22 protein-coding genes and 2 tRNA genes are annotated in these 23,888 nt (G+C 38.3%); 9 read left to right on the forward strand and 15 right to left on the reverse strand.

From position 1 onward, the window contains the following. Positions 1 to 5: 5 nt before the first annotated feature. The 3 genes from BMW39_RS10090 to BMW39_RS10100 form a co-directional block, all read right to left on the reverse strand. Positions 6 to 824, reverse strand: a complete 819-nt coding sequence (locus BMW39_RS10090) for an undecaprenyl-diphosphate phosphatase (protein WP_034975076.1) — start codon at positions 822 to 824, stop codon at positions 6 to 8. A 78-nt stretch (positions 825 to 902) separates the two neighbouring features. Beyond that, positions 903 to 1,208: a DUF3098 domain-containing protein gene (locus BMW39_RS10095; protein WP_034975077.1), complete on the reverse strand. Its 306-nt coding sequence runs from the start codon at positions 1,206 to 1,208 to the stop codon at positions 903 to 905. Positions 1,209 to 1,210: 2 nt separating this feature from the next. After that, entirely contained in the window at positions 1,211 to 2,110 is a 900-nt protein-coding gene (locus BMW39_RS10100) for a cell division protein FtsX (protein ID WP_034975079.1), read from the reverse strand. 162 nt (positions 2,111 to 2,272) lie between these two features. On the opposite strand from BMW39_RS10100, the gene BMW39_RS10105 reads away from it, so the two are divergent. After that, positions 2,273 to 3,301 (forward strand): DNA topoisomerase IB, encoded by a 1,029-nt coding sequence (locus BMW39_RS10105; protein WP_051879945.1) that lies wholly within the window; start codon positions 2,273 to 2,275, stop codon positions 3,299 to 3,301. On the opposite strand, the gene BMW39_RS10110 is transcribed toward BMW39_RS10105, so the two are convergent. Then, positions 3,293 to 4,780, reverse strand: a complete 1,488-nt coding sequence (locus BMW39_RS10110; RefSeq protein WP_034975080.1) for a bifunctional ADP-dependent NAD(P)H-hydrate dehydratase/NAD(P)H-hydrate epimerase — start codon at positions 4,778 to 4,780, stop codon at positions 3,293 to 3,295. The two genes, BMW39_RS10105 and BMW39_RS10110, sit on opposite strands and share 9 nt — an antisense overlap. A gap of 117 nt (positions 4,781 to 4,897) precedes the next feature. Here BMW39_RS10110 and mscL point away from each other — a divergent pair, with 117 nt between their 5' ends. Continuing rightward, the gene (mscL, locus tag BMW39_RS10115) at positions 4,898 to 5,278 is read left to right on the forward strand and encodes a large conductance mechanosensitive channel protein MscL (protein WP_034975082.1); all 381 of its coding nucleotides are present in this window, start codon (positions 4,898 to 4,900) and stop codon (positions 5,276 to 5,278) included. 35 nt (positions 5,279 to 5,313) lie between these two features. Here the strand turns inward: mscL and BMW39_RS10120 are convergent, their stop codons facing one another. Genes BMW39_RS10120 through BMW39_RS10135 form a run of 4 tightly spaced genes read right to left on the reverse strand, consistent with a single transcriptional unit; the run spans position 5,314 to position 9,522 of the window. Further along, complete coding sequence (locus BMW39_RS10120; RefSeq protein ID WP_034975084.1) at positions 5,314 to 6,162, reverse strand: GLPGLI family protein; 849 nt, start codon at positions 6,160 to 6,162, stop codon at positions 5,314 to 5,316. 26 nt (positions 6,163 to 6,188) lie between these two features. Continuing rightward, positions 6,189 to 7,025, reverse strand: coding sequence for a GLPGLI family protein (locus BMW39_RS10125; RefSeq protein ID WP_034975086.1), 837 nt, complete (start codon positions 7,023 to 7,025; stop codon positions 6,189 to 6,191). Between the two features lie 53 nt (positions 7,026 to 7,078). Next, entirely contained in the window at positions 7,079 to 9,163 is a 2,085-nt protein-coding gene (locus tag BMW39_RS10130; RefSeq protein WP_051879903.1) for a M56 family metallopeptidase, read from the reverse strand. Further along, a complete protein-coding gene (locus BMW39_RS10135) occupies positions 9,163 to 9,522 on the reverse strand; it encodes a BlaI/MecI/CopY family transcriptional regulator (protein WP_034965001.1) in 360 nt (119 codons plus the stop codon). Before BMW39_RS10135 ends, BMW39_RS10130 begins: the two co-directional genes overlap by 1 nt. 211 nt (positions 9,523 to 9,733) lie before the next feature. Between BMW39_RS10135 and BMW39_RS10140 the strand changes: the two genes are divergently transcribed. The 6 genes from BMW39_RS10140 to BMW39_RS10165 all read left to right on the forward strand — a co-directional run bounded on the left by BMW39_RS10140 (position 9,734) and on the right by BMW39_RS10165 (position 13,289). Beyond that, positions 9,734 to 9,809 (forward strand) — tRNA-Met (locus BMW39_RS10140). Between the two features lie 360 nt (positions 9,810 to 10,169). Then, positions 10,170 to 10,245 (forward strand) — tRNA-Met (locus tag BMW39_RS10145). A 59-nt stretch (positions 10,246 to 10,304) separates the two neighbouring features. Further along, positions 10,305 to 10,916 (forward strand): L-threonylcarbamoyladenylate synthase, encoded by a 612-nt coding sequence (locus BMW39_RS10150; RefSeq protein ID WP_034964999.1) that lies wholly within the window; start codon positions 10,305 to 10,307, stop codon positions 10,914 to 10,916. 119 nt (positions 10,917 to 11,035) lie between these two features. Beyond that, positions 11,036 to 11,797 (forward strand): peroxide stress protein YaaA, encoded by a 762-nt coding sequence (gene yaaA, locus BMW39_RS10155; RefSeq protein WP_034975088.1) that lies wholly within the window; start codon positions 11,036 to 11,038, stop codon positions 11,795 to 11,797. Between the two features lie 113 nt (positions 11,798 to 11,910). Continuing rightward, positions 11,911 to 12,939, forward strand: coding sequence for a N5-glutamine methyltransferase family protein (locus BMW39_RS10160; protein WP_034975090.1), 1,029 nt, complete (start codon positions 11,911 to 11,913; stop codon positions 12,937 to 12,939). 2 nt (positions 12,940 to 12,941) lie between these two features. Next, entirely contained in the window at positions 12,942 to 13,289 is a 348-nt protein-coding gene (locus BMW39_RS10165) for a DUF4180 domain-containing protein (RefSeq protein ID WP_034975091.1), read from the forward strand. A gap of 276 nt (positions 13,290 to 13,565) precedes the next feature. Here BMW39_RS10165 and BMW39_RS10170 read toward each other — a convergent pair whose 3' ends face one another. The 6 genes from BMW39_RS10170 to ychF form a co-directional block, all read right to left on the reverse strand. Next, positions 13,566 to 14,216: a rhomboid family intramembrane serine protease gene (locus BMW39_RS10170; protein WP_034975093.1), complete on the reverse strand. Its 651-nt coding sequence runs from the start codon at positions 14,214 to 14,216 to the stop codon at positions 13,566 to 13,568. Positions 14,217 to 14,228: 12 nt separating this feature from the next. Further along, positions 14,229 to 16,805 (reverse strand): DNA gyrase/topoisomerase IV subunit A, encoded by a 2,577-nt coding sequence (locus BMW39_RS10175; RefSeq protein ID WP_034975095.1) that lies wholly within the window; start codon positions 16,803 to 16,805, stop codon positions 14,229 to 14,231. Then, on the reverse strand, positions 16,805 to 17,305 hold the full coding sequence (locus BMW39_RS10180; RefSeq protein ID WP_034975097.1) for a hypothetical protein: 501 nt from the start codon (positions 17,303 to 17,305) through the stop codon (positions 16,805 to 16,807). The genes BMW39_RS10175 and BMW39_RS10180 overlap by 1 nt, the downstream gene beginning before the upstream one ends. Positions 17,306 to 17,360: 55 nt before the next feature. Beyond that, positions 17,361 to 19,235, reverse strand: coding sequence for a DNA topoisomerase IV subunit B (locus tag BMW39_RS10185; protein WP_034975099.1), 1,875 nt, complete (start codon positions 19,233 to 19,235; stop codon positions 17,361 to 17,363). A gap of 161 nt (positions 19,236 to 19,396) precedes the next feature. Then, positions 19,397 to 20,197 carry a T9SS-dependent choice-of-anchor J family protein gene (locus tag BMW39_RS10190; RefSeq protein ID WP_034975101.1) on the reverse strand — a complete coding sequence of 267 codons (801 nt, stop codon included), beginning with the start codon at positions 20,195 to 20,197 and terminating at the stop codon, positions 19,397 to 19,399. An 85-nt stretch (positions 20,198 to 20,282) separates the two neighbouring features. Next, positions 20,283 to 21,374, reverse strand: coding sequence for a redox-regulated ATPase YchF (gene ychF / locus BMW39_RS10195; RefSeq protein WP_034975103.1), 1,092 nt, complete (start codon positions 21,372 to 21,374; stop codon positions 20,283 to 20,285). 203 nt (positions 21,375 to 21,577) lie between these two features. Between ychF and BMW39_RS10200 the strand changes: the two genes are divergently transcribed. Next, a complete protein-coding gene (locus tag BMW39_RS10200; RefSeq protein ID WP_034975105.1) occupies positions 21,578 to 21,874 on the forward strand; it encodes a hypothetical protein in 297 nt (98 codons plus the stop codon). Here BMW39_RS10200 and BMW39_RS10205 read toward each other — a convergent pair. Next, entirely contained in the window at positions 21,852 to 23,879 is a 2,028-nt protein-coding gene (locus tag BMW39_RS10205; RefSeq protein WP_034975107.1) for a recombinase, read from the reverse strand. The two genes, BMW39_RS10200 and BMW39_RS10205, sit on opposite strands and share 23 nt — an antisense overlap. Positions 23,880 to 23,888: the final 9 nt, after the last annotated feature.

The raw sequence follows: 23,888 nt of genomic DNA on the forward strand, positions 1-23,888 counted from the left end.
AAAATCTATTTAAACCAATAAAAATAAACCAACAGCGCGATTCCAACCACAATCCTGTACCAACCCCAAGGTTTGAAACCATATTTATTTAATAAACTAATGAAAGATTTGATAGCAATCCAAGCCACGACAAATGCTACAATGTTTCCAACAATGAAGATCGTAATGTGGTCCTGAGATTCCAAGATCATCTCATAACCTTTTTGTGGATGAAGTGTTTCTTTACCCCAAGTTTTCACGAAAACAGAATAAAGCGTCACCGCCAACATCGTAGGAACTGCCAGGAAAAATGAAAACTCAGCCGCAGCTTTTCTGGATAGGCCTTGTGCCATTCCGCCAATGATGGAAGCCGCACTCCTACTCGTCCCGGGCATCATTGCCAAACATTGCCAGAAACCGATGGTCACTGCTTTTTTGATGGTGATCTCTTTCTCATCGTGGATGACAGGATTCTTGAACCAACTGTCCGCGAACAACAAGACAACACCACCCAAAACCAAAACGGAGGAAATGGCGATTTGATTTCCCAAAACGGATTCTATCACGTCGTCTAAGAAAAAACCAATAATCAAAGCCGGCATCACCGCAAACGCCAATTTGTAATAGAATTGAAGATTGCTGAAATCAAAGAACTTTTTGCCATACGCTACAACCACGGAAAGTATTGCTCCAAATTGGATAGAAACCTGAAACATCTTTAGAAATTCGGTTTCCTCAAGTCCCATCAGATTGGCGGCAAAACCCATGTGAGCGGTTGAAGAGATCGGCAAATATTCGGTAAGACCTTCTATGATCGCAATAATGATCGCTTTGATTAAATCCATTGTTCTTAGTTTAATTAAAAAAAACTTTGTCTCAGTATAGAACCAAGACAAAGTTTGTATTTGTATTTTGTTTAAATTTTAATCTTTGTTTCTTTTCAATATCGCAACGATCTGGATCACAAATCCTGCGATGACAAATAACGGAGCTATTCTGATCCTTCTGAAAGAAAAAATATCTTCATTCCAATAGTTAGGGTCGAATTTACCATCTGGTGTTGTGTTCGCATCAGCGCCCATCATCAGGACAAATCCCAGGACAATCATTCCCAAACCGATCAACATCAATTTGAAATTCTTGTTTCCGAAATAGAACGTTTTTCTCTCCACAGTTTCAGTGGATTTGCCGTACTGGTCTGCAGAATATTTGTTTGTTTTTTTAGCCATTTTTAAGAATAATAAAGGTCATCCACGTTGCTTCTCAGGAATCTCCAGGTTGCAAAGATAGTACTTGCAACGGTAATGAAAACACCAACCAACAAAATGATGATCACAAGGAAAACATATTGGTTCGTATCCTGCACGAAAGGCGTTCCGATCTGGCTTGTAAAGTAATACCAAAGTCCACCCAAAGCCAATAGTCCAATAAAGGAACCTATCAAACCAAGAATCAAAGCTTCCTTGATGAAAGGCATTAAAATGAACCTTCTCTTCGCACCAACCAACTGCATTGTTTTGATAATGAATCGTTTAGAGAAAATCTTCAGTCTAATTGAATTATTAATTAAGACAATTGCTACAATCAAGAATAAAATTGAAAATGCTAAGATCCATGTCAGGATCCTGTTCAGATTGTTATAAACATCGATGGTCAACTGGTTGTCATTTGCGACATCTTTCACACCATTGATTGCTTTCAGTTGCTTTACAACTCCATCAATTTTTGCCGGATCTACAAATTCTGGCTTCAAGGTCACCTCTACAGATGCTGGAAAAATATCCTCTTCAAAAAGTGCGTCCGCATCGATTCCCAACTGTTTCTTCGCCAAAACAGTCGCCTGTTGTTTTGAGATGTATCTTGCTTGTTTCACGTAGTTCTGTTCTTTGATCTTGGCAAAAGTTTCCTCCTGGAATTTCAAAGTTTTTGCAGAATCGCGTGGATCGAGATACTCCTCGAAGTAAGCTTCCACAACCAATTGTTCCTTGATATAATCCGAATATTTCTGAGCATTGATCAATATTAATCCAAATAATCCTACAAGGAATAAAACCAGTGAAATACTGATGACCACGGTAATATTACTGGATCTGAGTCTGCTTTTATTAAAATCGTCAACTGTCTTTGGCATCAATAAAATTTTTGCTAAAATAGAAATTTTCGTTTAATAAGCGACCTTTCTCTTTGTTAATAAAATCATAAAAGCCTGAGTTCATCTTTATTTGATGAAGCCTATCGTTAAAATATCAAATCGGCATTTTAATTGTTTAAGGAAAATCACCAAATCAAAATCATGAAAGTTACACGACAGGTTTCCGGCAAGAGTTTTTCCTACATCACCAACAAACAGGAAAAACTAAAAGATAAGGAAAAGATAAAATACATCCAATCTCTCGTCATCCCACCAGCTTGGACCGATGTCGAGATCACCACTAATAAAAGTGCAAAAATCCTCGCCATTGGCAGAGATCAAAAAGGCAGGAAACAATACATCTACAATCCAAAATTTCGCGCACAGAAAGACGCTGATAAATTTGACAGGATCCTTCATTTTGCTGAAAATCTGGAACACATGCGACGCGTGACGGGACAACATCTCAGAAAGAAAAAAATGACACGTGAAAAGGTTTTAGCAACTATGGTAAGACTATTAGATTCTGCCTATTTCAGACCAGGAAGTCCGAAATACACTGAACAAAACCAAAGTTATGGATTGACGACCATTCGTAAAAAACATTTGACAATAGAAGGTGACGAAATGATATTTTCTTATAAAGGAAAATCGGGAAAATTTCAGGAGAAACACATTATCAATTCGAAATTGACAAAAGTGATCTCCGATTTGGAAGAATTGCCTGGCTACAGACTTTTTAAATATTATGACAAAGACAACAATCTGATCACGGTAGAAAGTCAGGATTTGAACGATTACATCCGGGAAATAATGGGTGCGGAATTTTCTGCAAAAGATTTCCGAACCTGGGCCGGAACGATGATCGCAGCTGGAATCCTGGACGAACTAGGAATTTGCGAAGAAAAACAGCAAAAAGAGCTTAAGAAAAGAATCCGAAATGCCATCGTTGGCGTCTCCGAAAAATTAGGAAATACGCCTTCCGTCGCAAGAGATTCTTACATTGACCCAAGAATTTTTGAACATTACAAAAACGGCCACACTGTTCATTACTTTCAAAAAGAGATCAAGAGACTTTTGAAGAAAAATGAAAATCTATCGGAAACGGAAGTCGGCGTCCTCTATATGTTGAAATCGAAAATGAAACCTTCGAAAACCCCACGAAAGCGAACTTCGAAAGCTTCAGCTTGATAAAGATTTGAAAACCTCTCCTATTTTATGGATGAGATCCGTTGGCAACATCGATTCTTTGGAGAATTGTTCAGCCGCAAGATCGCCTGCTTTTCCGTGTAGCCAAACACCGAAGATGCAGGCTTTTTCGATGTCATATTTTTGAGAAATTAAAGACGTTAAAATACCTGTCAGCACATCGCCGCTTCCGCCTTTTGCCATTCCGGAATTGCCAGTGATGTTGTAGTAAACCTTTTTACCAGGAGTGATGACCGCAGTGTGATGGTCTTTGAGAACGATAAAAATTTGTAATTCCTCAGCTTTTGTTCTAGCCAGTTTTAATCTTTCAAAGGAATTCTCAGTTTTTCCAAAGAGCCTTTCAAATTCCAACGGATGTGGCGTGATGACCGAGTTCTTTGGGATTAATCTCATTCCATCAGTTTCCGCCAAGATATTGAGCGCATCGGCATCCAGAACTATTGGATCGTGATAATTTTCTAAGAAATCAAGTAGCGCGTTTTGCGTTTGTTTTTCTTTTCCGAAACCTGGCCCAATGCCGTAAACTGCTTTGTCCTGGATCTCAAATTTTTCTATATATTTTTCTCCACAACCTATGAACATGGCTTCCGGAACTTGAGATTGCAGAATCAGATTTCCACATTCCGGAGCAATTGTGAAAGTCAAGCCACTTCCGGTCTTCAAAGCCGACAATGTTGACATGAGAATCGCACCGATCTTGCCATAACTTCCGCCAACCAAAATACTTTTACCGTACGTCCCTTTGTTACTGAAATCATCTCGTGGTCTATAAATTTCTTTGATTAAATCTTCGTCGATAACGAAATAATAAGTTTTAATGACATCAATAAAATCTTCATCAAGATTAATATCCAAAACGATGATCTTACCACAGGATTTTCCAGTTTCCGGATGGAGAAAACTCTTTTTGTAGAATTGGAAGGTCAAAGTGAAATCGGCTTTCAAAACTGTTGAATTTTCCTCAATGATCTTATCTGCAAACAATCCGGTTGGAATATCGATTGAAATTTTAGGTATTTTTATTTGATTGAGTTTCTCAACGATATTTTTTGTAGCGCCAGACAATCCACGATTCAATCCGTAGCCAAAGAGAGCATCGATGACGACTGTTTTATCATCTCTAATCATCAAATCAGAAAAATCCTTGATATCGACTCCGCTCATTTGCTTGATCTTTTTGAAATTGACATTGGCATCGGGAGAAAATTCCCTATTATTCTTATCAATGAAAACTTCGACGTTATAACCTTTTTCATACAACATTCTGGCGATTGCAAATCCGTCGCCGCCGTTGTTTCCTGTTCCGCAAAAGATCAAAAATTTCTGAGTTGACCTAAAATTGACCTCGATCCAATCTACACAAAATTTCGCTGCTTTTTCCATCAAGTTGATAGACGAAATTCCTTTTTCGATGGTTGCAAAATCGCATTCTTTGATCTGTTGAGCTGTCAGAATTTTCATAATCAATATCATTAATTCTAATCAAATTTAGTTAATAAAATGATTATTGGATGTCAAAAAATAAATCGATTTTAATAAAAAAATTATATTTTTGTCAATTAATATAAAAATACAACTATGGGATTTGTAAAAGAATTTAAAGAGTTTGCCTTCAAAGGCAATGTGGTGGATCTGGCAGTCGGTGTGATCATCGGTGGTGCATTTGGTGCAATTGTAAAATCATTGGTTGATGATGTGATCACGCCTCTATTACTAACGCCGGCTTTGAAAGCTGCTGGTGCAGAAAACATCAAAGAGTTGGCTTGGAATGGTGTGACTTACGGAAATTTCCTTTCCTCTGTTATCAGTTTCTTGGTCATTGCATTCGTTTTATTCTTATTGATAAAAGCGGCTAACAAAGTTAACAAAAAAGAAGAAGCTGCTCCAGCTGGACCGTCTTCTACAGATGTTTTGCTAGCAGAGATCCGCGATGAACTGAAGAAAAAATCATCCATTTAATATAGTACAAAACGCCACTTTCCAGTGGCGTTTTTTTATTTCAACAAATCGAGTTCTAGAATGTTGTTGTTCTTTTTCATTTGCTCTATTGCCTGTCTTTCTTGCGATTTTATCAATTCGGGACCACTCATTTTATTTCCTGCTTCGTCTGTCATGTAGAGTTCACCTTCGCTGGCTTTTCTTCTGAAATTTGCAGTTGGATCCTTTCTGTAATTTTTATAGATGATTTGATACTTTTTGTAGTCAATTGGAATTGGTTTTTCCCATTCGAATGCAAAAATATTTCTTTCAAGAATATTATTTTTAATTCCTTTCAGTTCAAACTTGTAATAGCCTAACTTGTCTTCTAATTTCACAATAAGTCCTGGCAAACCATGGAATTTATAAGGTCCGTCCTGAACAGGAATATCTGCTGAAAACCAAGCAATCCAATGTCTGCCCGCAAAATTTGTTTCTGCTTTCTGAACAGACCAGTTTCCAATACTGTTTTTATCAGCAAGAATTTTCCAATTCATTTTCACCTGTTGACTGGCATTATATAGCGTCATATCCAATGAAACGACATGATTAATTTTGAAATCCGGGTAAGATTTTAAAATTTTATGGGTCACAACACCTTCTTTGCCAGACATCGGAAAAGGCTCATCACTGTGCGTTGCCATATTTTTGCTAAAATGAGCATTCATCAAAGAGTCATTTTGATAGACATATTCGCTGTAATATTTGGAGCCTTTTTTATCAACATCCAAAACCATTAATTCTGATTTTTTTGTCTCCACATCTGTAGAATCTGTCTGGAATTGATAATCGTAATAAAATCTCTGATTCTGCGAAAAGCTTAGAATAGAAAGAAAAAGAAAGATTGATACGAAATGTTTTTTCATGGTTTCAGTTTTTGGTTATTGAAAAATCAATTGATGATATCCAGCTCAATCCTGTTATTATCCTTTTTGATCTGGGCTTTCAAACGATCTTCCTGCTCCTTTGCAAACTTTAAAGCGGTTCCATCTTTTCCTGTCATTATGATATTTGCGCCGCCCATCTGCATTTGTTTGATGCCTTTTGTAGGATCATTCTCATATTCCTTCAAAACTTTTTGAAACTGCTTTGAATTGATGGCCACTTCCTTAGCCTCAAAAACATTGATATCCAGATCACCAGTGATATTTCTGATGCCTTTCAGTTCCATTTTGTGAGAACCGGTTTTGTCTTCTATTTTCACGATCAATCCAGGCAAACCACTGAATTTGTATGGTCCATCTTGAATGGGAATTTCTGTAGAAAACCATGCAGTCCAATGTCTGCCGGCGAAATCTGCTTCTGCTTTTTGGGCATTCCATTCACCAATCTTTTCTTTTTCTGATGAGACCTTCCACTTGATCTTTCGATCGTCGGAAACTTTATAGGCATCCATAGAAAGTCTTCTGTGAATAAAAGTTTTATAATCCGGGTAAGTTTTAGTCACGGAGTATCTTACCACAGGCTTTTTCATCGGCGGCGTAATATTGATAGAACCCGTTGCCTTCAGCTGGCGTTCCAGATCTGCCTTCATGATAGAATCGGAGTTGAAGACCGTGTAGCTGTAATACTTGGAGCCATCTTTTGACGTGTCCAGATACATCATTTCGGTTTTGACATCGGAAACATCGGTAGAGTCCGGAATCAGTTTGTATTCGTAGATAAAACGTTTGTTTTGAGCGAACGTCAAAGTTCCTAAAAGAACAAAAAGTAAAAGTAGTTTTTTCATATTTTGAGATTAAAAAAGCCGGCGAACCGGCTGTAGTGTTATATATATTTGTCTTATTTTGTAGTGACTTCTATCGTTGAAATCCCATTAGGATTTGTTTTGAAAATTTCCATTTTGGAAATATCAGTGGGATTTAAAGATTCTAGCGCTTTATAATCCACTTTTTTTCCATTGACATAAACCTCGGCCGTTTTTGAATTAATTGGTAATGTCTGATTAGCTCTGACAATTTGTTGTGGCGGAGTTATATACAATATATTTTTGTTAGTGGTCAAAAGCTTCAGTTGATCAGGTCTTGAATTGAAAGTCACCGAATAAGGATTGTTTTTACGCGCTTCTTTGTTAAGCTCTTGTTGCTTTTTCTGAAGTTTTTTCTGCTCTTCCAACAATTCGTTTTGCTTCTTTTGCAACTCTTTTCTTTTTTTCTCCAGCTTTTTCAATTCTTTCGGGGACAAATTTGACTTGGCCGAATCTAAAGCACCGTCTGACCAACTAAAATTAAAGTTTTCAGTAAGACCGTCAACTTTTGGAAAAATATAATCGTCTTTGAAATACCTTACAGTACCATCCGAAAATGCATACTTTCCAAACTGATCTGTGATCATCTTTTGAAACTCTGCTTCACTGTAGACCTTTCCAATATCATCGGAAGCTATTTTAGCTAATTTCTCAGCGTCAGCAATTCTTTTTTTGAACTCTGGAGAATTGTAATATGCTTCTGTTTCTCTGGCTTTTTTTTCTACATCGGCGATTTTTTTCTTGAACTCTGGAGAACTGTAATACGCTTCTGTTTCTTTAGCCTTTTTCTCTACATCGGCAATTTTTTTCTTGAATTTCGGAGAATTGTAATAGGCTTCCGTTTCTTTGGCTTTCTTTTCTACATCGGCGATTTTTCTCTTGAATGCCGGAGAGTTATACATTTTATCTACCGCTTCCGCATTGTCCGCCAATCCTTTGATATTGTTTTTGTAATTGTCAGAGCCTACAATATTTTCCATTTGACTGGCAAGCGTTTCCATATCTTTCTCCAAAGCTTTGTATTCAGGTGTCTCCCCTTTCTTAGCTTTTTTAAGTGCTGATAATTCTTTGCCCTTGTCAGCCATTTTTTTACTGATTGCCGACATCTTCAAATGGTCTTCCTGCAAAGCATCGGAATAGACGCGAGTTTGTCTCTGATGCTCGGTCGACAAACTATCTAGCTCAGAAGTTTGAGGTTTAATTGTGTCATTTTTAAGCTCGTTTACCGCTATTTCTATAGCTTTGTTCGTTTCTGTGATCTCTTTATTTTTCGCATTTACCATATAGGCAAATACCATAAAGAATAAAATTGGTAGCGCAAAAAGTTTGCGTGCGTAGCTGTACTTGGTTTGGTTTTTTGTAAGCATTTTAAGTCTTTTTTTGAGGTTAGATGATAAAAAAGGACTCGTGACAGGAAGTACCGACCCGGAGAAATGACTCTCCAAAAGCATCTGCGCAAATGCTCTTGTATCGGATTTTTTCACTGCCTTGTTGTCCGCCAAGTATTCGTGAATAAGATTGATTTCTTTGTTGATAAAGTAAAAAACGGGATTGAACCAGAACACGGATTTTACAATCTGCATCAGGAGTTTGTCCCAACTGTGTTTTTGTTGGATGTGGACCATCTCGTGCTTCAAGATCTGCTGTCCTACAGGCGAGTCCAATTGGATGGATTGCTTCCAGAACAGATTTCGGAAGAATGAAAATGGTGCGTTGTTTAAGTTAGTCTGATAAAATTTGATGCCTTCTATCGTCTCGTTCGGAAACTTATTTTTGATAGACTGGATCTTCGCAATTCCTAATATTAATATAACTAAAAGAATGATTGAAACCACTCCAATAATTGCATAAAGAATTTGATAAATAGTGAGATCATTGGTTGAGTTTTGTAGTTGATTTTGATTGAGTTGACTTAGCAACAAGTAAAAATTCTGATTGGTCTCGATGGTGAAGTACGAAACCTTTATCAGTGGCAGGACCAAGCTGATAATAACCGTCAGTAAAAGGTAAAAACGATTGTAATGGTGAAATGTTTTATCCTTTAAGAATAACAAATAGTAAGCAAACATCACCCCTGAACCCAGGATCATCTTGCCCAAATAAAACATAAAAGCTTCCATTAGTCCTTATTTTTGAGTTCATCCAACAAAAGTTCCAGATCTTCTACGCTGATCTCATTTTTTTCTACCAAAAATGAAACAGCATTGGTGTAAGAACCTTCGAAATAGTTTTTCACGAGACTTTTGATCGATCTTCCGCTGTAGTTCTCTTTACTAATGAGTGGGAAATATTCGTGTTGTCTGCCAAAGGTCTTATGACTTACAAAGCCTTTCTCCATCAGGATCTTAAGGATTGTAGAAATGGTATTGGTGTGCGGTTTTGGCTCGGGAAACAATTCTAAAACGTCTTTCAAGAATCCTTTCTCTATTTGCCAAAGATATTGCATCACTTGCTCTTCTGCTTTGGTTAACTTATTCATAATCTTTACTTTTAAAAACAATCAATCTTATATCACTAAAAACTTAGTAATACAAATTTAGAATTAATTTTCTATCGTACAACTATTTTTATAGTTAAAAGAAGTTAAAAACCATAACCATTTGAAAATCAATTAAATTAATTATTATTTATAAATTTCGGTTGATAAACTTGACTTGTATCGAAAAAGATGTATCTTTGCACCACAATATCGCGAGGTAGAGCAGTAGGTAGCTCGTCGGGCTCATAACCCGGAGGTCGCACGTTCGAGTCGTGTCCTCGCAACCAAAAAAAGAGAATCAAATTTCTGATTCTCTTTTTTTTGCATTTTATAAAAGGATTTCTGTGAATTAATTTTTAGTCTAAAAAAATAAAAACCCCAATTCACTTGACTTGTATTAAAAAGCTAGATATTTTCACTATAATATCGCCAGGTAGAGCAATAGTTAACTCTTCCGGCTCAAAAGCCGAAGGTCGCACGTTCGAGTCTTGTCCTCACAACCAACTAAAAGAATCAAATTTTTGATTCTATTTTTTTATGCCTTCCACAAAAGGACTTCTGTGGATTTAATTTTTAGCCTAAAAAAAAATAAAAACCCTAATTCACTTGACTTGTATCAAAAAAGCTGTATATTTGCACTACAATATCGCGAGGTAGAGCAGTAGGTAGCTCGTCGGGCTCATAACCCGGAGGTCGCACGTTCGAGTCGTGTCCTCGCAACCAATCTAAGAGAATCAATTTTTTGATTCTCTTTTTTTTATTTAAAATTCGTAAATTTGACCATGGCAAAAACCCTAAAAATATATCCAGAAAACCCACAGGAAAACCTTATCAACGAAGCTGTTAAGGTATTGCAGAACGGTGGCGTTATCATCTACCCTTCCGATACGATTTACACGATCGGTTGTGATATTTACAATCACAAAGCGATGGAAAGACTTGCCCAGATCAAAGGGATCAAATTGGATAAGCACAAGTTCTCTATCATTTGTAACGACCTTAGCCATCTTTCCGAATTTACAAAACCGATAGAAACGGCAACTTTCAGATTTTTGAAAGCGCATTTGCCTGGGCCTTTCACGTTCATTTTGGAAGCCAATAGAAATTTACCGACATCTTATAAAGGTCATAAAACGGTTGGAATCCGGGTTCCTGATCATATTGTTCCGCAAATGATTGTCGAAAAATTGGGTCATCCAATCGTTTCAACGTCCATTCACGCTGATGATGAGATTTTGGAATATTCTACAGATCCAGAATTGATTGCTGAGAAATATGAAAAATTGGTTGACCTCGTCATCGATTCTGGTTATGGTGACAACACCGCCTCCACAATCGTTGACCTGACTTCTGGCGAACCGGAAATCCTGAGACAAGGGAAAGGGATATTATAAAGGTCTTCGAGAGCCTCAAACTGACAACTTTGGGAAAGGGATTCTCTAATTCCAAGTTCAAAATTCAAAGTTTTGAGTTAAAGACTTTGAATATTAAACCATAAACTTTAAACCATTCAATGAAATTCGTTACTTCTCCAGCAAAATTGATGAACATCGAAAATTCGACGGAATTTTTGAGATTTACAACTCCGAAATTCATCAAGGATTCTGAATTTATCCAATCCCATTTAAAAGAGAAATCTCCAAAATATCTTTCTGAATTGATGGAAATCTCTACCAAATTGGCTGATGAAAACTGGGAACGCAATCAAAAATGGAGCGCAAAACCTACGGCAAAAAATTCAGCGCCGGCAATGTTTGCTTTCACAGGCGAAGTTTACCGAGGTTTGGATGCCAAAACTTTGGACAAACAAGCGGTAGAATATCTTCAGAAAAATTACAGGATCCTGTCTGGGCTTTATGGATTGTTGAAGCCGTCAGACAAAGTGATGTTGTACAGACTGGAAATGGGACGACCATTCAAATTTGATTCTTACAAAAACATCTACGAATTCTGGACCGAAAAAGTGACGGAACAACTGAATTCTGAACTTAAAAAGGGAGAATTGCTCATAAATCTGGCGAGTACAGAATATTTCAAAGTCATTGACAAAAAAGCGTTGAAGGCGAAAGTCATCGATTTTGAATTCAAGCAAATACAGCCAGACGGAAAATTGAAAACCATTGTGGTCTACACGAAACACGCTCGTGGATTGGTTCTGCGTTTCTGCGCCGAGAAACAAGTGAAAACTTTGGATGAAATTAAAGCTTTCAATTACGAGAATTATTTGTTTGATGAAAAACTTTCTACTGAAACTAATTTGGTTTTTACGAGATAGAATTTTTCATCACAAGATTATAAATCGCATATCAATTAGAAGTCGCAAATTATTTTGCGACTTTTTCGTTTTGTCAATCAATTAATTTTTGCGACTTTGCGACAAATTCCATTATGAAGCTTTCCGAAATCAAGATTCTTTTTCAAGCAGAACTTTCTGAACTCTATTCCAAATCTGAGATTGAGGAATTGTTCTCGATTTTCTGTGAACATTATTTGGATTTGAATAAGATTGAATTGCGATATAGTTTGGAAAACGAATTATCAGAAAGCAATTCCAACAAATTTTCTGGAGTTATTTGTGAATTAAAAACAGGAAAACCTTTTCAACAGATCCTTGGTGAAACGGAATTTTATGGAATGAAATTCTTTGTGAATGAACATGTTTTGATCCCAAGACCGGAAACGGAGGAACTTTTGGAGTTGGCTATAAAAAGGATTCAAGATTCAAGATTTGAGATCCAAGAATCAAAGGTCTTCGACTCCGTTCAGACTGACAATTTAGAAACAGAAAGTCTTCGAGAATCTCAGGCTGACAAAGTGGAATCAGAGCTAACTCCTCAGCATGAAACTGATGACGATAATGAACGCTCTAACTCTCAAACACTCAAACACTCAAACACTCCAATAAAAATTCTCGACATTGGAACCGGAAGCGGAATTATTCCGGTTGTTTTGAAGAAACACTTTCCGGAAGCGGAAGTTTCGGCGATCGATATTTCTATTGATGCTTTGGAAGTGGCGAAAAGGAACGCGGAATTTCACAGGACAGAAATTAATTTCATCCACCAAGATTATTTGAATAAAGTCTTTGACTCCGCTCAGACTGATAGCGAAAGCTATGATGTGATCATCAGCAATCCGCCTTACATTGGCATTGAGGAAAATCCTGAGATCGAGGATTCTGTAAAAGGTTTTGAGCCAAACTTGGCGCTCTTCTCTCCTACTTCGGACGCTTTGATCTTCTACAAGAAAATTGCGGAAGACTGCAAAGATCATTTGGCGGAACATGGACTTTTGTTTTTAGAGATCAATCAGAAATTGGGGAAAGAAACTTTGGAATTGTATCAAGAAAGTTTTTCCGAAGTTGAGCTTTTGAAAGATATTTCGGGGAATGACAGGATGATCTTTGGGAGAAAATAAGGATGGAAATAAGAACACATATCACCAACGAAGAGAAAATTGCAGAAGTTGTTTCTGAGGAAATCATCATCAATTCTGTGGAAGATGCGCTGGATCTGGTGGGAAATCTTTATTATCAAGGTTTTGATAAACTGGTGATCTCTGAGAAAAATCTGACGCCTGATTTTTTTGATCTAAAGAACAAATTGGCTGGAGAAATTTTGCAAAAGTTTTCAAATTACAGAGTTCGTTTAGCGATTGTTGGTGATTTTGGAAAATATGAAAGTAAGAGTTTGCGGGATTTCATTTTGGAAAGCAATAAAGGAAGACAAATCAATTTTGTTGGAAATCTTACTGATGGACTTTCTTGATCGCTTGCAGAACTACCCCGTCAATTCGCCTTCTGCGCCTTGCCACCCCTTCATAGAAGGGGAATTTTTTTGATCTTGAAAGAAGGGAAAAGCGTGAACATAGCCCCGATGGGAACGGCATCCTTTTTCTCGGTGGCTAGGGCTGAGCTTTGGCACCGAGAAAAAGATATAGTGGACAGCGGGTTGGAAACGTGGAACAAAACTTTAAACGTCTTGCTCCTAAACCACCCTGTCAATTGCGCCTTCGACACATTGTCACCCCTTCAGGGAAGGGATTTATCCGATTCTCTTTTTCACGAAGATCTCGTACGCCAAATAGATCAGTGGTAATGCCATAATTCCAATGGGCAAAGCATTCTTCATCGCAAATTCTGGGTAGACGATCACCGCGTAGACCAATCCGAAAAATGCGCCACCGAGATGCGCTGCGTGACCGATATTGTCATTGGCTCTTGGATTGAGCATCATGTAAACAGAATATCCGAAATAGATGGCTCCGAAAAGATAACCTGGGATGAACCAGATCTCAATCTCTTTGGGCGCCAAAGCTACGGCTGCAAACAAAATCCCCGAAACGCCTCCACTGGCTCCAATTGCTGAATAAAATGGCACGTTGCGGTAATGGTACAGGCAAAATAGATTTCCCAGGATCATGGACCCGAAGTAGATGATCAGGAATCCGTAGACGTGAAATCCCATCAATGCAATCGGTGCGAAGATGTAGAGCGTGTACATGTTGAAGAACAAGTGCATGAAGTCGCCATGCAAAAATCCGGCAGACAGAAGTCTGAGATATTCTTTTCGTCTTTGGATGGCGCCGACCTCGAATTTGTACTTCTGGAAAAACTCCGGCTGCTGAAACCCAATGTAACTGATGACACAAGTGACTGCAATGATGATGACAAGGCTATATAATGAACTGTCCATTTTTTTTAGATTTTAATTGTTTTCTTCGTCAAAAAGACTTCCGATGGTTCCGCCGTCGTCGTCCAGATCTTCGTCTGATGTTTCTTCCATTTCCGGCTCTTCTTCTATGATTTCCGGTGGTTCTGGAATGGTGATGTTGATATTTTTGACTTTATCTTTTGTCAATTGATTTCCAATCGCTTTGATTCCTTTGACTGTGATAAATTCGTCCAGGTCTACTGTTTCTGGGTCTTTTTGTTTGTCTTTGATCTTCGGGAAAACGAGTTCTGCAATGGCTCCAACCTCCGTGGTGACAAATTCCAAGAAGGATTTCGGATTCTCATTGTTGAAGAACGATTGAATATTTGGTGTAGCTTCCAGTAGGAAACGTTTCACAAAATATTTGTCCTTTTCGCCATCGAAATAGATGCAGGTGATCGCTTGTTCGGGTTTCCATTTTTCGAGGATCAGATATTCGTCGTCGAAACGGTTCATGAGATCGAAGGAAACCAACTTGGCTTCGCCTTGAGAATTGATTGTCAAAATTCTGTCGTCGCCTTTGAAACTTCCGAGCAAAGTTCCGCGTCCGTCGGCATTGAGACGTCTTACGGAATCATCGAACCAGATCTTTCTTGGTGCTAATGTGGAAACGCCTTCTTCTTTCAAATCGACTTTCTTGACTGCATATTTTGTCACCAGATTTCCTTTGGAATCACGGCCTTTGATGGCAATTTCTGAGAAATCGATATCGATCTTGTTCTTTCTGACTCTGGCATTTGGTTTTAATAGAACAGAAACCACTTCTGCCTCGCCATTTGGATTGGCGGAGAAATATAGCATTTCCGAACCTTTCTTGTCAGACGCCAATTTGTAATCTGTATTTCTCGTAACGCCTGTTACAGAGAAACGTTTCATATAATAAGGACCTTCACGGCCTTCGCGATAGATCGAGTTGTAAACGGTGCGTTTATCATTCTTTTTCCAGATCGCAACGTGGACGATATTTTTGCCGATGAACGTTTTGCCTTCCACTTTCACCACCTTCATTGTTCCATCTTTTTGGAACGTGATGATGTCGTCTATATCAGAACAATCGAACAGGAACTCGTCTTTTTTGAGTGAAGTTCCAATGAAACCTTCCTCCCAATTGACGTAGAATTTTTCATTAGCGACCGCCACTTTACTCGCATCGATCGTATCGAAAATCCTTAATTCGGTTTTTCTTTCTTTTCCTTTTCCGTATTTTTTTTGGATATTGGTGTAATAATCAATTGCATAGGCTATCAAGTTTGCCAAATGGTGTTTGACCTGCTCGATCTTTCCTTCTAATGCGATAATATTTTCCTTGAATTTATCTAAGTCGAAACGTGAAATTCTTTTGATCCGAATTTCCGTCAATCTCAGAATATCTTCTTCTGTAACGGCTCTCAGCAAATGTTTGGTGTGCGGTTTCAAGCCTTCATCAATGGTTTTGATGACATCTTCCCAAGACTTGACTTCTTCAATATCGTGGTAAATCCTATTCTCGATGAAAATCCTTTCCAATGAGGAGAAATGCCAGTTTTCCTGCAACTCGTGCAGTTCGATTTCCAATTCTTTTTTCAATAAAGAAACCGTATGATCGGTATTGTGTTTCAGAATATCCGAAACTGAGAGGAACATGGGTTTGTCTCCAACGATTACGCAGGCATTTGGAGAGATCGGAACTTCGCAATCTGTGAAGGCGTAAAGAGCGTCTATCGTTTTGTCTGGCGAAACATCGGGATGTAGATGGATATTGATCTCCACCAGATCGGACGTGTTGTCCTCAATTTTTTTGATCTTGATCTTCCCGCGCTCATTAGCCTTAATAATACTATCGATCAGGTCGCCTGTATTTTTGGAGAAAGGCAATTCTGTAATCGTGAGTGTGTGTTTATCTTTTTGAGTGATTCTGGCTCTGGCTCGTATTTTTCCGCCACGTTTCCCATCGTTGTAATTGGTAACGTCCAACATTCCTTCTGTTAGAAAATCTGGGAACAACTCAAACTTTTTGCCTTTGAGGTGAAGAATGGAAGCTGTGATCAACTCGTTGAAATTGTGAGGCATGATCTTGGTGGAAAGTCCTACGCCAATTCCTTCAACGCCTTGTGCAAGCAGTAATGGGAATTTTACAGGAAGGTCGATCGGCTCATTGTTTCTACCGTCGTAAGATTTTGTCCACTGCGTCGTTTTTGGGTTGAAGACCACATCCAGAGCAAAAGGTGTCAGTCTCGCTTCAATATATCTGGCTGCCGCTGCAGAATCTCCTGTGTAGATATTTCCCCAGTTTCCCTGAGTATCGATCAGCAATTCTTTTTGACCCAATTGAACCATGGCATCGGTGATTGATGCATCGCCGTGTGGATGGTACTTCATCGTGTTTCCTACGACATTTGCCACTTTATTGTAACGCCCGTCTTCAAGCTCACGCATCGAGTGCATGATCCGACGCTGAACCGGCTTGAATCCATCAAAGATAGAAGGAATCGCCCTGTCCAAGATCACGTAAGACGCATAATCCAGGAACCAATCTTTATACAGTCCCGAAACTTTCTTCAGGCTTTCTTCGTGATGTGTACTTTCTTCCATTAATCTATTACTGTATTATCATCTTTACTGGTTTCACCATTGGTTTTTACAACTTTGTTCAGAGAGAATTTCAAATCTTTGATTTCCTTTTTTGTCATAAATGTAAGATCATATTTGAGAATGACAACATTGCTTTTCTTACTCGAAACATAAACATATAATGTACTGAACATCAAAACATTGACCACATTATATTTGATCAACTTATACTTTGGAAATTCATCTTTTGCATTGTTTTGTGAAAGTAGAAAAAGAATGTGGCAATTTCTAAAATTAAGCGCTTCGCCATCACTGTCATACTCAAAGATCGGCCTTCCGGATAAATATAAGAACAACAACATCACAGTCGGAATGAATAGCAACACCCAGGATTTATCGCCAAGAACATCAAACTTATTAATTTCAAGAATGAATGCAATCAACCATAATACTAGAATAATGCCCGCGAGTGAATAAATAAAACTATAAAAAGGCGTTTTATTCCTGTTACTTAATCTCATTTTTTTTCTTGTGTTGTGTTGTCTTATGTTGTGTCTTGAATGATGCTTGGTCCTGCTATTCTACAACCACTTCTTTCTTATCTATATCATTATCTTCGACGACCAAATTGTCCAAAATAAACAACTGTCTGTCGGGCGTATTCTTGCCCATATAAAATTCTAAAAGCTGCGCAATGGTTTGATCCTTCCCCAGAACAACAGGCTCCAATCTGATATCTTTTCCTATGAAATGCTTGAACTCATCCGGCGAGATCTCTCCCAAACCTTTGAATCGTGTGATCTCTGGATTTTTCCCTAATTCCTCCAATGCCTTCAATCGCTCTGCATCAGAATAGCAATATCTGGTTTCTTTCTTGTTTCTCACCCTGAACAAAGGTGTTTGCAAGATGTAAAGATGTCCATTCTTGATCAGATCGGGAAAGAACTGAAGGAAAAACGTGATCATCAACAATCTGATGTGCATCCCATCCACATCAGCATCTGTAGCGATGACGACGTGATTATAACGCAAATCTTCCAAACTTTCTTCTATATTGAGTGCCGCTTGCAACAGGTTGAATTCCTCGTTCTCGTAAACCACTTTTTTTGTTAATCCATAGCAGTTCAGTGGCTTTCCTTTCAATGAAAAAACAGCTTGTGTTTCCACATCTCTGGATTTTGTGATCGATCCAGAAGCAGAATCTCCCTCCGTAATGAAAATCACGGTCTCAGATTTTCTGGTGGCCTTCTGATCGTTGTAATGATGGCGGCAATCTCTTAGTTTCTTGTTGTGCAGAGAGACTTTTTTGGCACGTTCTCTCGCCAGTTTTTGGATTCCGGACAATTCCTTTCTCTCACGTTCGGAAATCATGATCTTTCTCAGGATCGCTTCTGCCGTTTCGGGATTTCTGTGGAGGAAGTTGTCCAGTTTATTTTTAAGTGAATCGATAATGAACGTACGGACCGTCATTCCACCTGGCTCGATCTCGTTTGATCCTAATTTTGTTTTGGTCTGAGATTCGAAAACAGGTTCTATTACCTTAATAGAAACCGCCGCGATGATCGACTTTCTAATATCGGCTGCTTCAAAACTTTTATTATAAAATTCTCTGATCGTTTTCACAAACGCTTCACGGAAAGCATTGAGGTGCGTTCCACCTTGCGTCGTATTTTGTCCGTTGACGAAAGAGAAATAGGTCTCAGTCTGAGATTTGTCAGAATGCGTAATGGCAACTTCGATGTCTTCTTCTTTCAAATGAATGATCGGATAAAGGATATCACTTTCCAATTCTTCTTCCAAAAGATCTTTCAAACCATTTTCGGAATAGAATTTTTCACCATTGAAAAGAATCGTCAAACCAGGATTCAGATAAGCGTAATTACGAAGCATTCGCTCCACATATTCTTTTCTGAATTTGAAATTGATGAAAATTTCCTCATCCGGAATGAAGCTGATCTCGGTACCATTTCTGTCGGATGAATCGGCTTCCGGATAATCTATTTTGATGATCCCTTTGGAGAATTCCGCCATTTTCACACGGTTTTCTCTTACAGATTTCACTCTGAAGAAACCTGACAAAGCATTGACCGCTTTTGTACCAACACCATTCAGACCTACAGATTTCTTAAAAGCCTTGCTATCGTATTTTCCACCGGTATTCATTTTGGAAACGGCGTCCACCACTTTTCCCAATGGGATTCCACGACCGTAATCGCGAATGGTGACTTTGCCTTCGTCCACTTTGATCTCGATACGTTTTCCGGCTTTCATCACAAACTCATCGATGGAATTATCGATGATCTCTTTCAGGAGAATATAGATCCCATCGTCCGCCGAAGAACCGTCGCCCAGTTTTCCAATGTACATCCCAGGACGCAGCCTGATATGCTCTTGCCAATCGAGGGTTCTGATATTGTCTTCGGAGTAGTTTACAGGATTAAGTTCGCTCATAAAGTGGATGCTAGCCTTGTTGGAAATCGGTAACTTACAAAAATAACGAAATGAAATTTAATTTGAAAGTTTTGTGAATTAATTTTAATCGATGTTGATAAATTTCTTACGGAAAAAAGCCAGACGATTTGCCTGGCTTTGATTCTAATTGAAATATAGATCTATTTTTTTATCAATTTTCTAGAGATCACTTGGTTTCCAGTGTAAACATTGATGATGTATTGCCCTGCAGGAAGTTCCTTAACGACAATTTCAGAACCTTTTGATTCTTTTACTATTTTTCCAGTCATATCAAAAACTCTTACGTTATCGATATTTTCGACGCCTGAAATTTTGACAAACTCTGTTGCTGGATTAGGAGAGATCTTAAGCGATAATGCTGCAGATTCAGAAACTGCCATTCCTGCATTATCCTTAATTTCGATATCATCGATTCCCATGTAAAAAACATCGGTGCAATCGTAATGTCTGAAGATCAATTTGACGTTCTGTCCTTTGAAAGATGAGATATCAACATTGATGACCTTTGCAACCTCAGTGTAACCTTGGTCAAAAGTCTCCTCGAAAACAGGCGTCTCAGTTCCCTCAAAAGTTGAATTCGCAGGAATTACATAGACCGCATAATGCTCCTGAAAAAGCTCTTCGTCTCCCGCTGCCGCTTTGAAAGACAAACTTAGTGCATCTGAATTGGGTAAGGTGATAGCACGACTTTCCAAAACATTGTCTGGCGTAAAGGCATCAATATACCAAGAAAAAGACACCGCAAGATTTCCTGAGAAATTTGGCAGTTCATTGAGTTCCGCATTTAGGATCTCCCAATTTTCACCATCTCCATCTCTATCATACAGTTTCCATTGCGCCACAGAGGCTTCATCTTCAAAATCTTCTATAAATACCGTTGTTTGTGCTTGACTATTGAACGCAAATGCTAAAGTTGAAGCAAATAGTAATTTTTTGATCATAAATTTTTTATTTAAATTTTGCTAAAAGTACAATAAAAAAACGCTTACATTTCTGAAAGCGTTTTAATAATATCTTCAAATGTCTTTAAACATTAAATCTAAAATGCATGATATCGCCATCTTGAACGACATATTCCTTACCTTCTACCGATAGTTTACCAGCTTCTTTCACTTTCGCTTCGGAACCGTAATTCATGTAGTCGTTGTATTTGATCACTTCCGCACGGATGAATCCTTTTTCGAAATCTGTGTGGATCACGCCAGCCGCTTGAGGCGCAGTCCAACCTTGACCGATGGTCCAAGCTCTAACTTCCTTCACACCAGCTGTGAAATAGGTTTGCAATTTCAAAAGTTCGTAAGCTTTTCTGATCAATCTGTTGACGCCTGGCTCTTCTAATCCAAGTTCTTCCAAGAACATTTGTCTCTCTTCAAAGGTTTCTAACTCATTGATATCAGCCTCGATCTGAGCAGCCAAAACAACAACCTCTGCGTTTTCAGATTTTGCCATTTCCTCGATCTTTGCGATCCAGTCGTTTCCGTTTTTGATGGAATTTTCGTCCACATTACAAACGTACAAAACAGGTTTGTTGGTCAACAGTTGAACTTCATCCAAGATTGATCTTGCAAAATCGTCTGCAGGAAATTCTCTGGCATTTTTTCCTTCTTCCACAAAAGTCTGAAGGTTTTGCAAAACCTCGTAAGTCAAAAGATCTTCTTTCTTACCAGATTTCAGGAATTTTTTAGCTTTATCTACCGCTTTCCCAATGGCTTCCAGATCTTTCAATTGAAGTTCGATATCGATGATCTCTTTATCTCTGATCGGATCCACAGAACCTTCCACGTGGATGATATTCCCATTATCGAAACATCTTAGCACATGAATGATCGCTTCACACTCTCGGATGTTTGCCAAGAACTGATTTCCCAATCCTTCACCTTTGCTCGCACCTTTTACCAATCCGGCAATGTCCACGATCTCTACGACTGCAGGCAAAACGCGCTCTGGATTGACGATCTTTTCTAATTCAAAAAGTCTAACATCCGGAACAGAAACAGTTCCAAGATTTGGTTCTATGGTACAAAACGGATAGTTTGCAGATTGCGCTTTGGCGTTGCTAAGACAATTAAAAAGGGTTGATTTTCCTACATTCGGAAGACCTACGATTCCACATTTCATAACGAAATTTTTATTTATTTGTTTGAGTTATGCAACCTTTCGGTTTCATAATTTTCTGTTCAATGTTGATGGTTTAATATTCTGAGTTTAAACCTTGAATTCTAAACTTTGAACATTAAATTTTAAGTGTGCAAATATACTGATTTTTGCGTTTGAATTTTCTACTTTTACAATCTTAATTAAGATCAGGAAACAAACTCAAAATGGCCAGGAAAAAACGCGAATATCTATCTTCGGAATTAGTGAATTCTTTCGCCAGAATCTATGGTTTTGAAGATAAATTGAAAGCTTTTGAGGTCAAGGATTTTCTTGAGGATTATCTTTCCAGTGATCTTTACGCCGAGATCGTGAGCGTGAATCTGAAAGAACAGGTCTTGATCATCAGAATAAAATCGCCACTTTTGAAGAACGATTTCCGATTGAGAAAAACTTTTTTTCTGAAAAAGTTTCGTGAAGTTTTGAAGGACGATTCTCTGATCAATGATTTGTTGATCCTGTAGTGATCTCATCGATCATCCGCTTGCTTCTCTCGTCCAATCTGGATTTTATCGGGAAGAAAAATCGGAACGGATTTCGCACAAAATATCGGAAGATCTCACTGAATATTTCCCGCGCCTCGCTCATCTCCACTTTTCTGGAACGGAATGCCAACAACATAGACAATCCAAAACTAACGGCAAAGTTGAAAAAACCGATCACGAAAACCGTGATGAATGAGATCCAAAATGCGTAGGAAGTGATCACAAAATCTTTACCATATAGTCCAAGTGCAAAGTTACCAGCTGCAAACGTAATATGCCTAATATCGAGATCCAATCCCAAGAAAAGTCCTATAGGCGCAGTGGCACCAAGAAAAACACCGAACCAGAAATTGGAAACGATCCCAGCCCAATTGTTGGAATAATAGACCGACAAACGCTTTGCGATCCGCTGCCCAAAGAAATAATTGATAAAAGGATTTTTTGCAATCCGCTTAGGAATCTGGAAGAAGACCGCATTGTTACTGATATTCCCTGAAATGACACCCGAAATAAATAGAAAAACCCCAGCAATACAAGCATGCAAAATAGCTTTGGATTGAAATGGATCCAGATCATAAAGCAATCTACTCGACTTATCAAAAGCAAAATTCTGTTTGAAAAGAATCTCCAGGCCGTAAATAATGATCAAGGAAACTGGAAAAGACATCAACACATTGCCTACAAATGCAATAAATTGAGATCTGAACAATTGGGAAACAACATGCGCAAACTCAATGTAGGTATTCCTGCTATTACCATCGGACAACACCTTTGCCATCGTAGCTGCAGTCATCGCCGGCTGTTTTGTAGCCAAAGTGAAATGCATCAAATAGATCATGACAAAACCCATGGCATAATTCATAGAATAGAGAAAAGCGTGGGCAAAATCACTGGCAGGAATGTAACTGTAAAGCATCTTCAAAACACAAAGCGCTCCAACGATGACGCCGCCGCCAGATGCTTTCCAAAACATTTTCATGTAGGCTCTAAGCGTGGAAGTAATATAATGAGTTCCTGTTTCTGCAGTGTGATTGGTGATCAGATGCGACATCAATCTTGTACTGTCCGAAACCAAATCGCGAAGATTGTTCTTATGCGATTTATACTTTAGAATATTAAAAAATAACTGCTTGGAATTGATCAAATAATCCCGGTCATCATCTATCACAAATAATTTGATAATGTCGGACATTCTATTCAGCTGTTGTCTAATCTTCAACAGTGCCTGATTGGTCTTGCTGGAAATCCCATATTTTGCAGAATTCTTGAATGCAATATTTACGAACTCCAGACATTGATCCATGTAGATCTTGGTCTGTTTGTAAACCTCATCTGTTGAAGTGAACTTGAAATCCGAATTTTGGTTGAAGTCGGCATTGATGACATCCAATTCATTTTGCAGAGCCAGAAAAGGATTGTCAAAATTACGATATTCTGGTGCCATCTTCATGACATCGACATCCAAAGCATTTCCGATAACTCGCCAAGCCAGGATATTAAGCGAAAATAAAAGTTCTTTCTTAACATGGGGATTGCTGATAAATCTATCGATCTTCAACAACTGAAAGAGTTCATCCAACTTATCCTCCGGCGAATTCTGGAAAAACTGAAGGTCCTTTTTCGGTGTTACCAAAACATTGTCCACCAAATACCAAATGGTGTTTTCGTTTTCTATTGGCGGTAAAACCTTGTTAAGAACTCTTTTTTTAAACTCAGGATAGAAAGCATTTTCGGATAAGATATCCGCTTCCGTCAATGACAGATTGAATGGCTTATCCTGAAAAATATTATGGATGTAAAAAGTCAGATTATCCTTTATGGTATCATTATCTTTGAGATACGCTGTGAAAACACCTAAGTCTTCTCGCTTGAGGCTTGTGATAATTTCGGATAAAGGCTGCAAAGACAAAGTCTCATTTCTTTCGCTGAAATAATTCTTTAAAATAGTACTGAAACTGTCTTTTCTAATTAATCTAATTGGCATCTTAGCACA

Origin of the sequence: Epilithonimonas lactis (assembly GCF_900110605.1) — a bacterium.
Lineage (GTDB): Bacteria > Bacteroidota > Bacteroidia > Flavobacteriales > Weeksellaceae > Epilithonimonas > Epilithonimonas lactis.

What these genes read in the sequence shown, in the direction of transcription:
- mscL (WP_034975082.1), top strand. Translation starts at nt 4,898, where the DNA reads ATGGGATTTGTAAAAGAATTTAAAGAGTTTGCCTTCAAAGGCAATGTG.
- BMW39_RS10095 (WP_034975077.1), bottom strand. Translation starts at nt 1,208, where the DNA reads ATGGCTAAAAAAACAAACAAATATTCTGCAGACCAGTACGGCAAATCC.
- BMW39_RS10200 (WP_034975105.1), top strand. Translation starts at nt 21,578, where the DNA reads ATGGCCAGGAAAAAACGCGAATATCTATCTTCGGAATTAGTGAATTCT.
- BMW39_RS10185 (WP_034975099.1), bottom strand. Translation starts at nt 19,235, where the DNA reads ATGAGCGAACTTAATCCTGTAAACTACTCCGAAGACAATATCAGAACC.
- BMW39_RS10100 (WP_034975079.1), bottom strand. Translation starts at nt 2,110, where the DNA reads ATGCCAAAGACAGTTGACGATTTTAATAAAAGCAGACTCAGATCCAGT.
- BMW39_RS10190 (WP_034975101.1), bottom strand. Translation starts at nt 20,197, where the DNA reads ATGATCAAAAAATTACTATTTGCTTCAACTTTAGCATTTGCGTTCAAT.
- BMW39_RS10180 (WP_034975097.1), bottom strand. Translation starts at nt 17,305, where the DNA reads ATGAGATTAAGTAACAGGAATAAAACGCCTTTTTATAGTTTTATTTAT.
- BMW39_RS10110 (WP_034975080.1), bottom strand. Translation starts at nt 4,780, where the DNA reads ATGAAAATTCTGACAGCTCAACAGATCAAAGAATGCGATTTTGCAACC.
- BMW39_RS10130 (WP_051879903.1), bottom strand. Translation starts at nt 9,163, where the DNA reads ATGGAAGCTTTTATGTTTTATTTGGGCAAGATGATCCTGGGTTCAGGG.
- BMW39_RS10120 (WP_034975084.1), bottom strand. Translation starts at nt 6,162, where the DNA reads ATGAAAAAACATTTCGTATCAATCTTTCTTTTTCTTTCTATTCTAAGC.
- BMW39_RS10160 (WP_034975090.1), top strand. Translation starts at nt 11,911, where the DNA reads ATGAAGCTTTCCGAAATCAAGATTCTTTTTCAAGCAGAACTTTCTGAA.
- BMW39_RS10125 (WP_034975086.1), bottom strand. Translation starts at nt 7,025, where the DNA reads ATGAAAAAACTACTTTTACTTTTTGTTCTTTTAGGAACTTTGACGTTC.
- BMW39_RS10165 (WP_034975091.1), top strand. Translation starts at nt 12,942, where the DNA reads ATGGAAATAAGAACACATATCACCAACGAAGAGAAAATTGCAGAAGTT.
- yaaA (WP_034975088.1), top strand. Translation starts at nt 11,036, where the DNA reads ATGAAATTCGTTACTTCTCCAGCAAAATTGATGAACATCGAAAATTCG.
- BMW39_RS10090 (WP_034975076.1), bottom strand. Translation starts at nt 824, where the DNA reads ATGGATTTAATCAAAGCGATCATTATTGCGATCATAGAAGGTCTTACC.
- ychF (WP_034975103.1), bottom strand. Translation starts at nt 21,374, where the DNA reads ATGAAATGTGGAATCGTAGGTCTTCCGAATGTAGGAAAATCAACCCTT.
- BMW39_RS10105 (WP_051879945.1), top strand. Translation starts at nt 2,273, where the DNA reads ATGAAAGTTACACGACAGGTTTCCGGCAAGAGTTTTTCCTACATCACC.
- BMW39_RS10150 (WP_034964999.1), top strand. Translation starts at nt 10,305, where the DNA reads ATGGCAAAAACCCTAAAAATATATCCAGAAAACCCACAGGAAAACCTT.
- BMW39_RS10175 (WP_034975095.1), bottom strand. Translation starts at nt 16,805, where the DNA reads ATGGAAGAAAGTACACATCACGAAGAAAGCCTGAAGAAAGTTTCGGGA.
- BMW39_RS10170 (WP_034975093.1), bottom strand. Translation starts at nt 14,216, where the DNA reads ATGGACAGTTCATTATATAGCCTTGTCATCATCATTGCAGTCACTTGT.
- BMW39_RS10205 (WP_034975107.1), bottom strand. Translation starts at nt 23,879, where the DNA reads ATGCCAATTAGATTAATTAGAAAAGACAGTTTCAGTACTATTTTAAAG.
- BMW39_RS10135 (WP_034965001.1), bottom strand. Translation starts at nt 9,522, where the DNA reads ATGAATAAGTTAACCAAAGCAGAAGAGCAAGTGATGCAATATCTTTGG.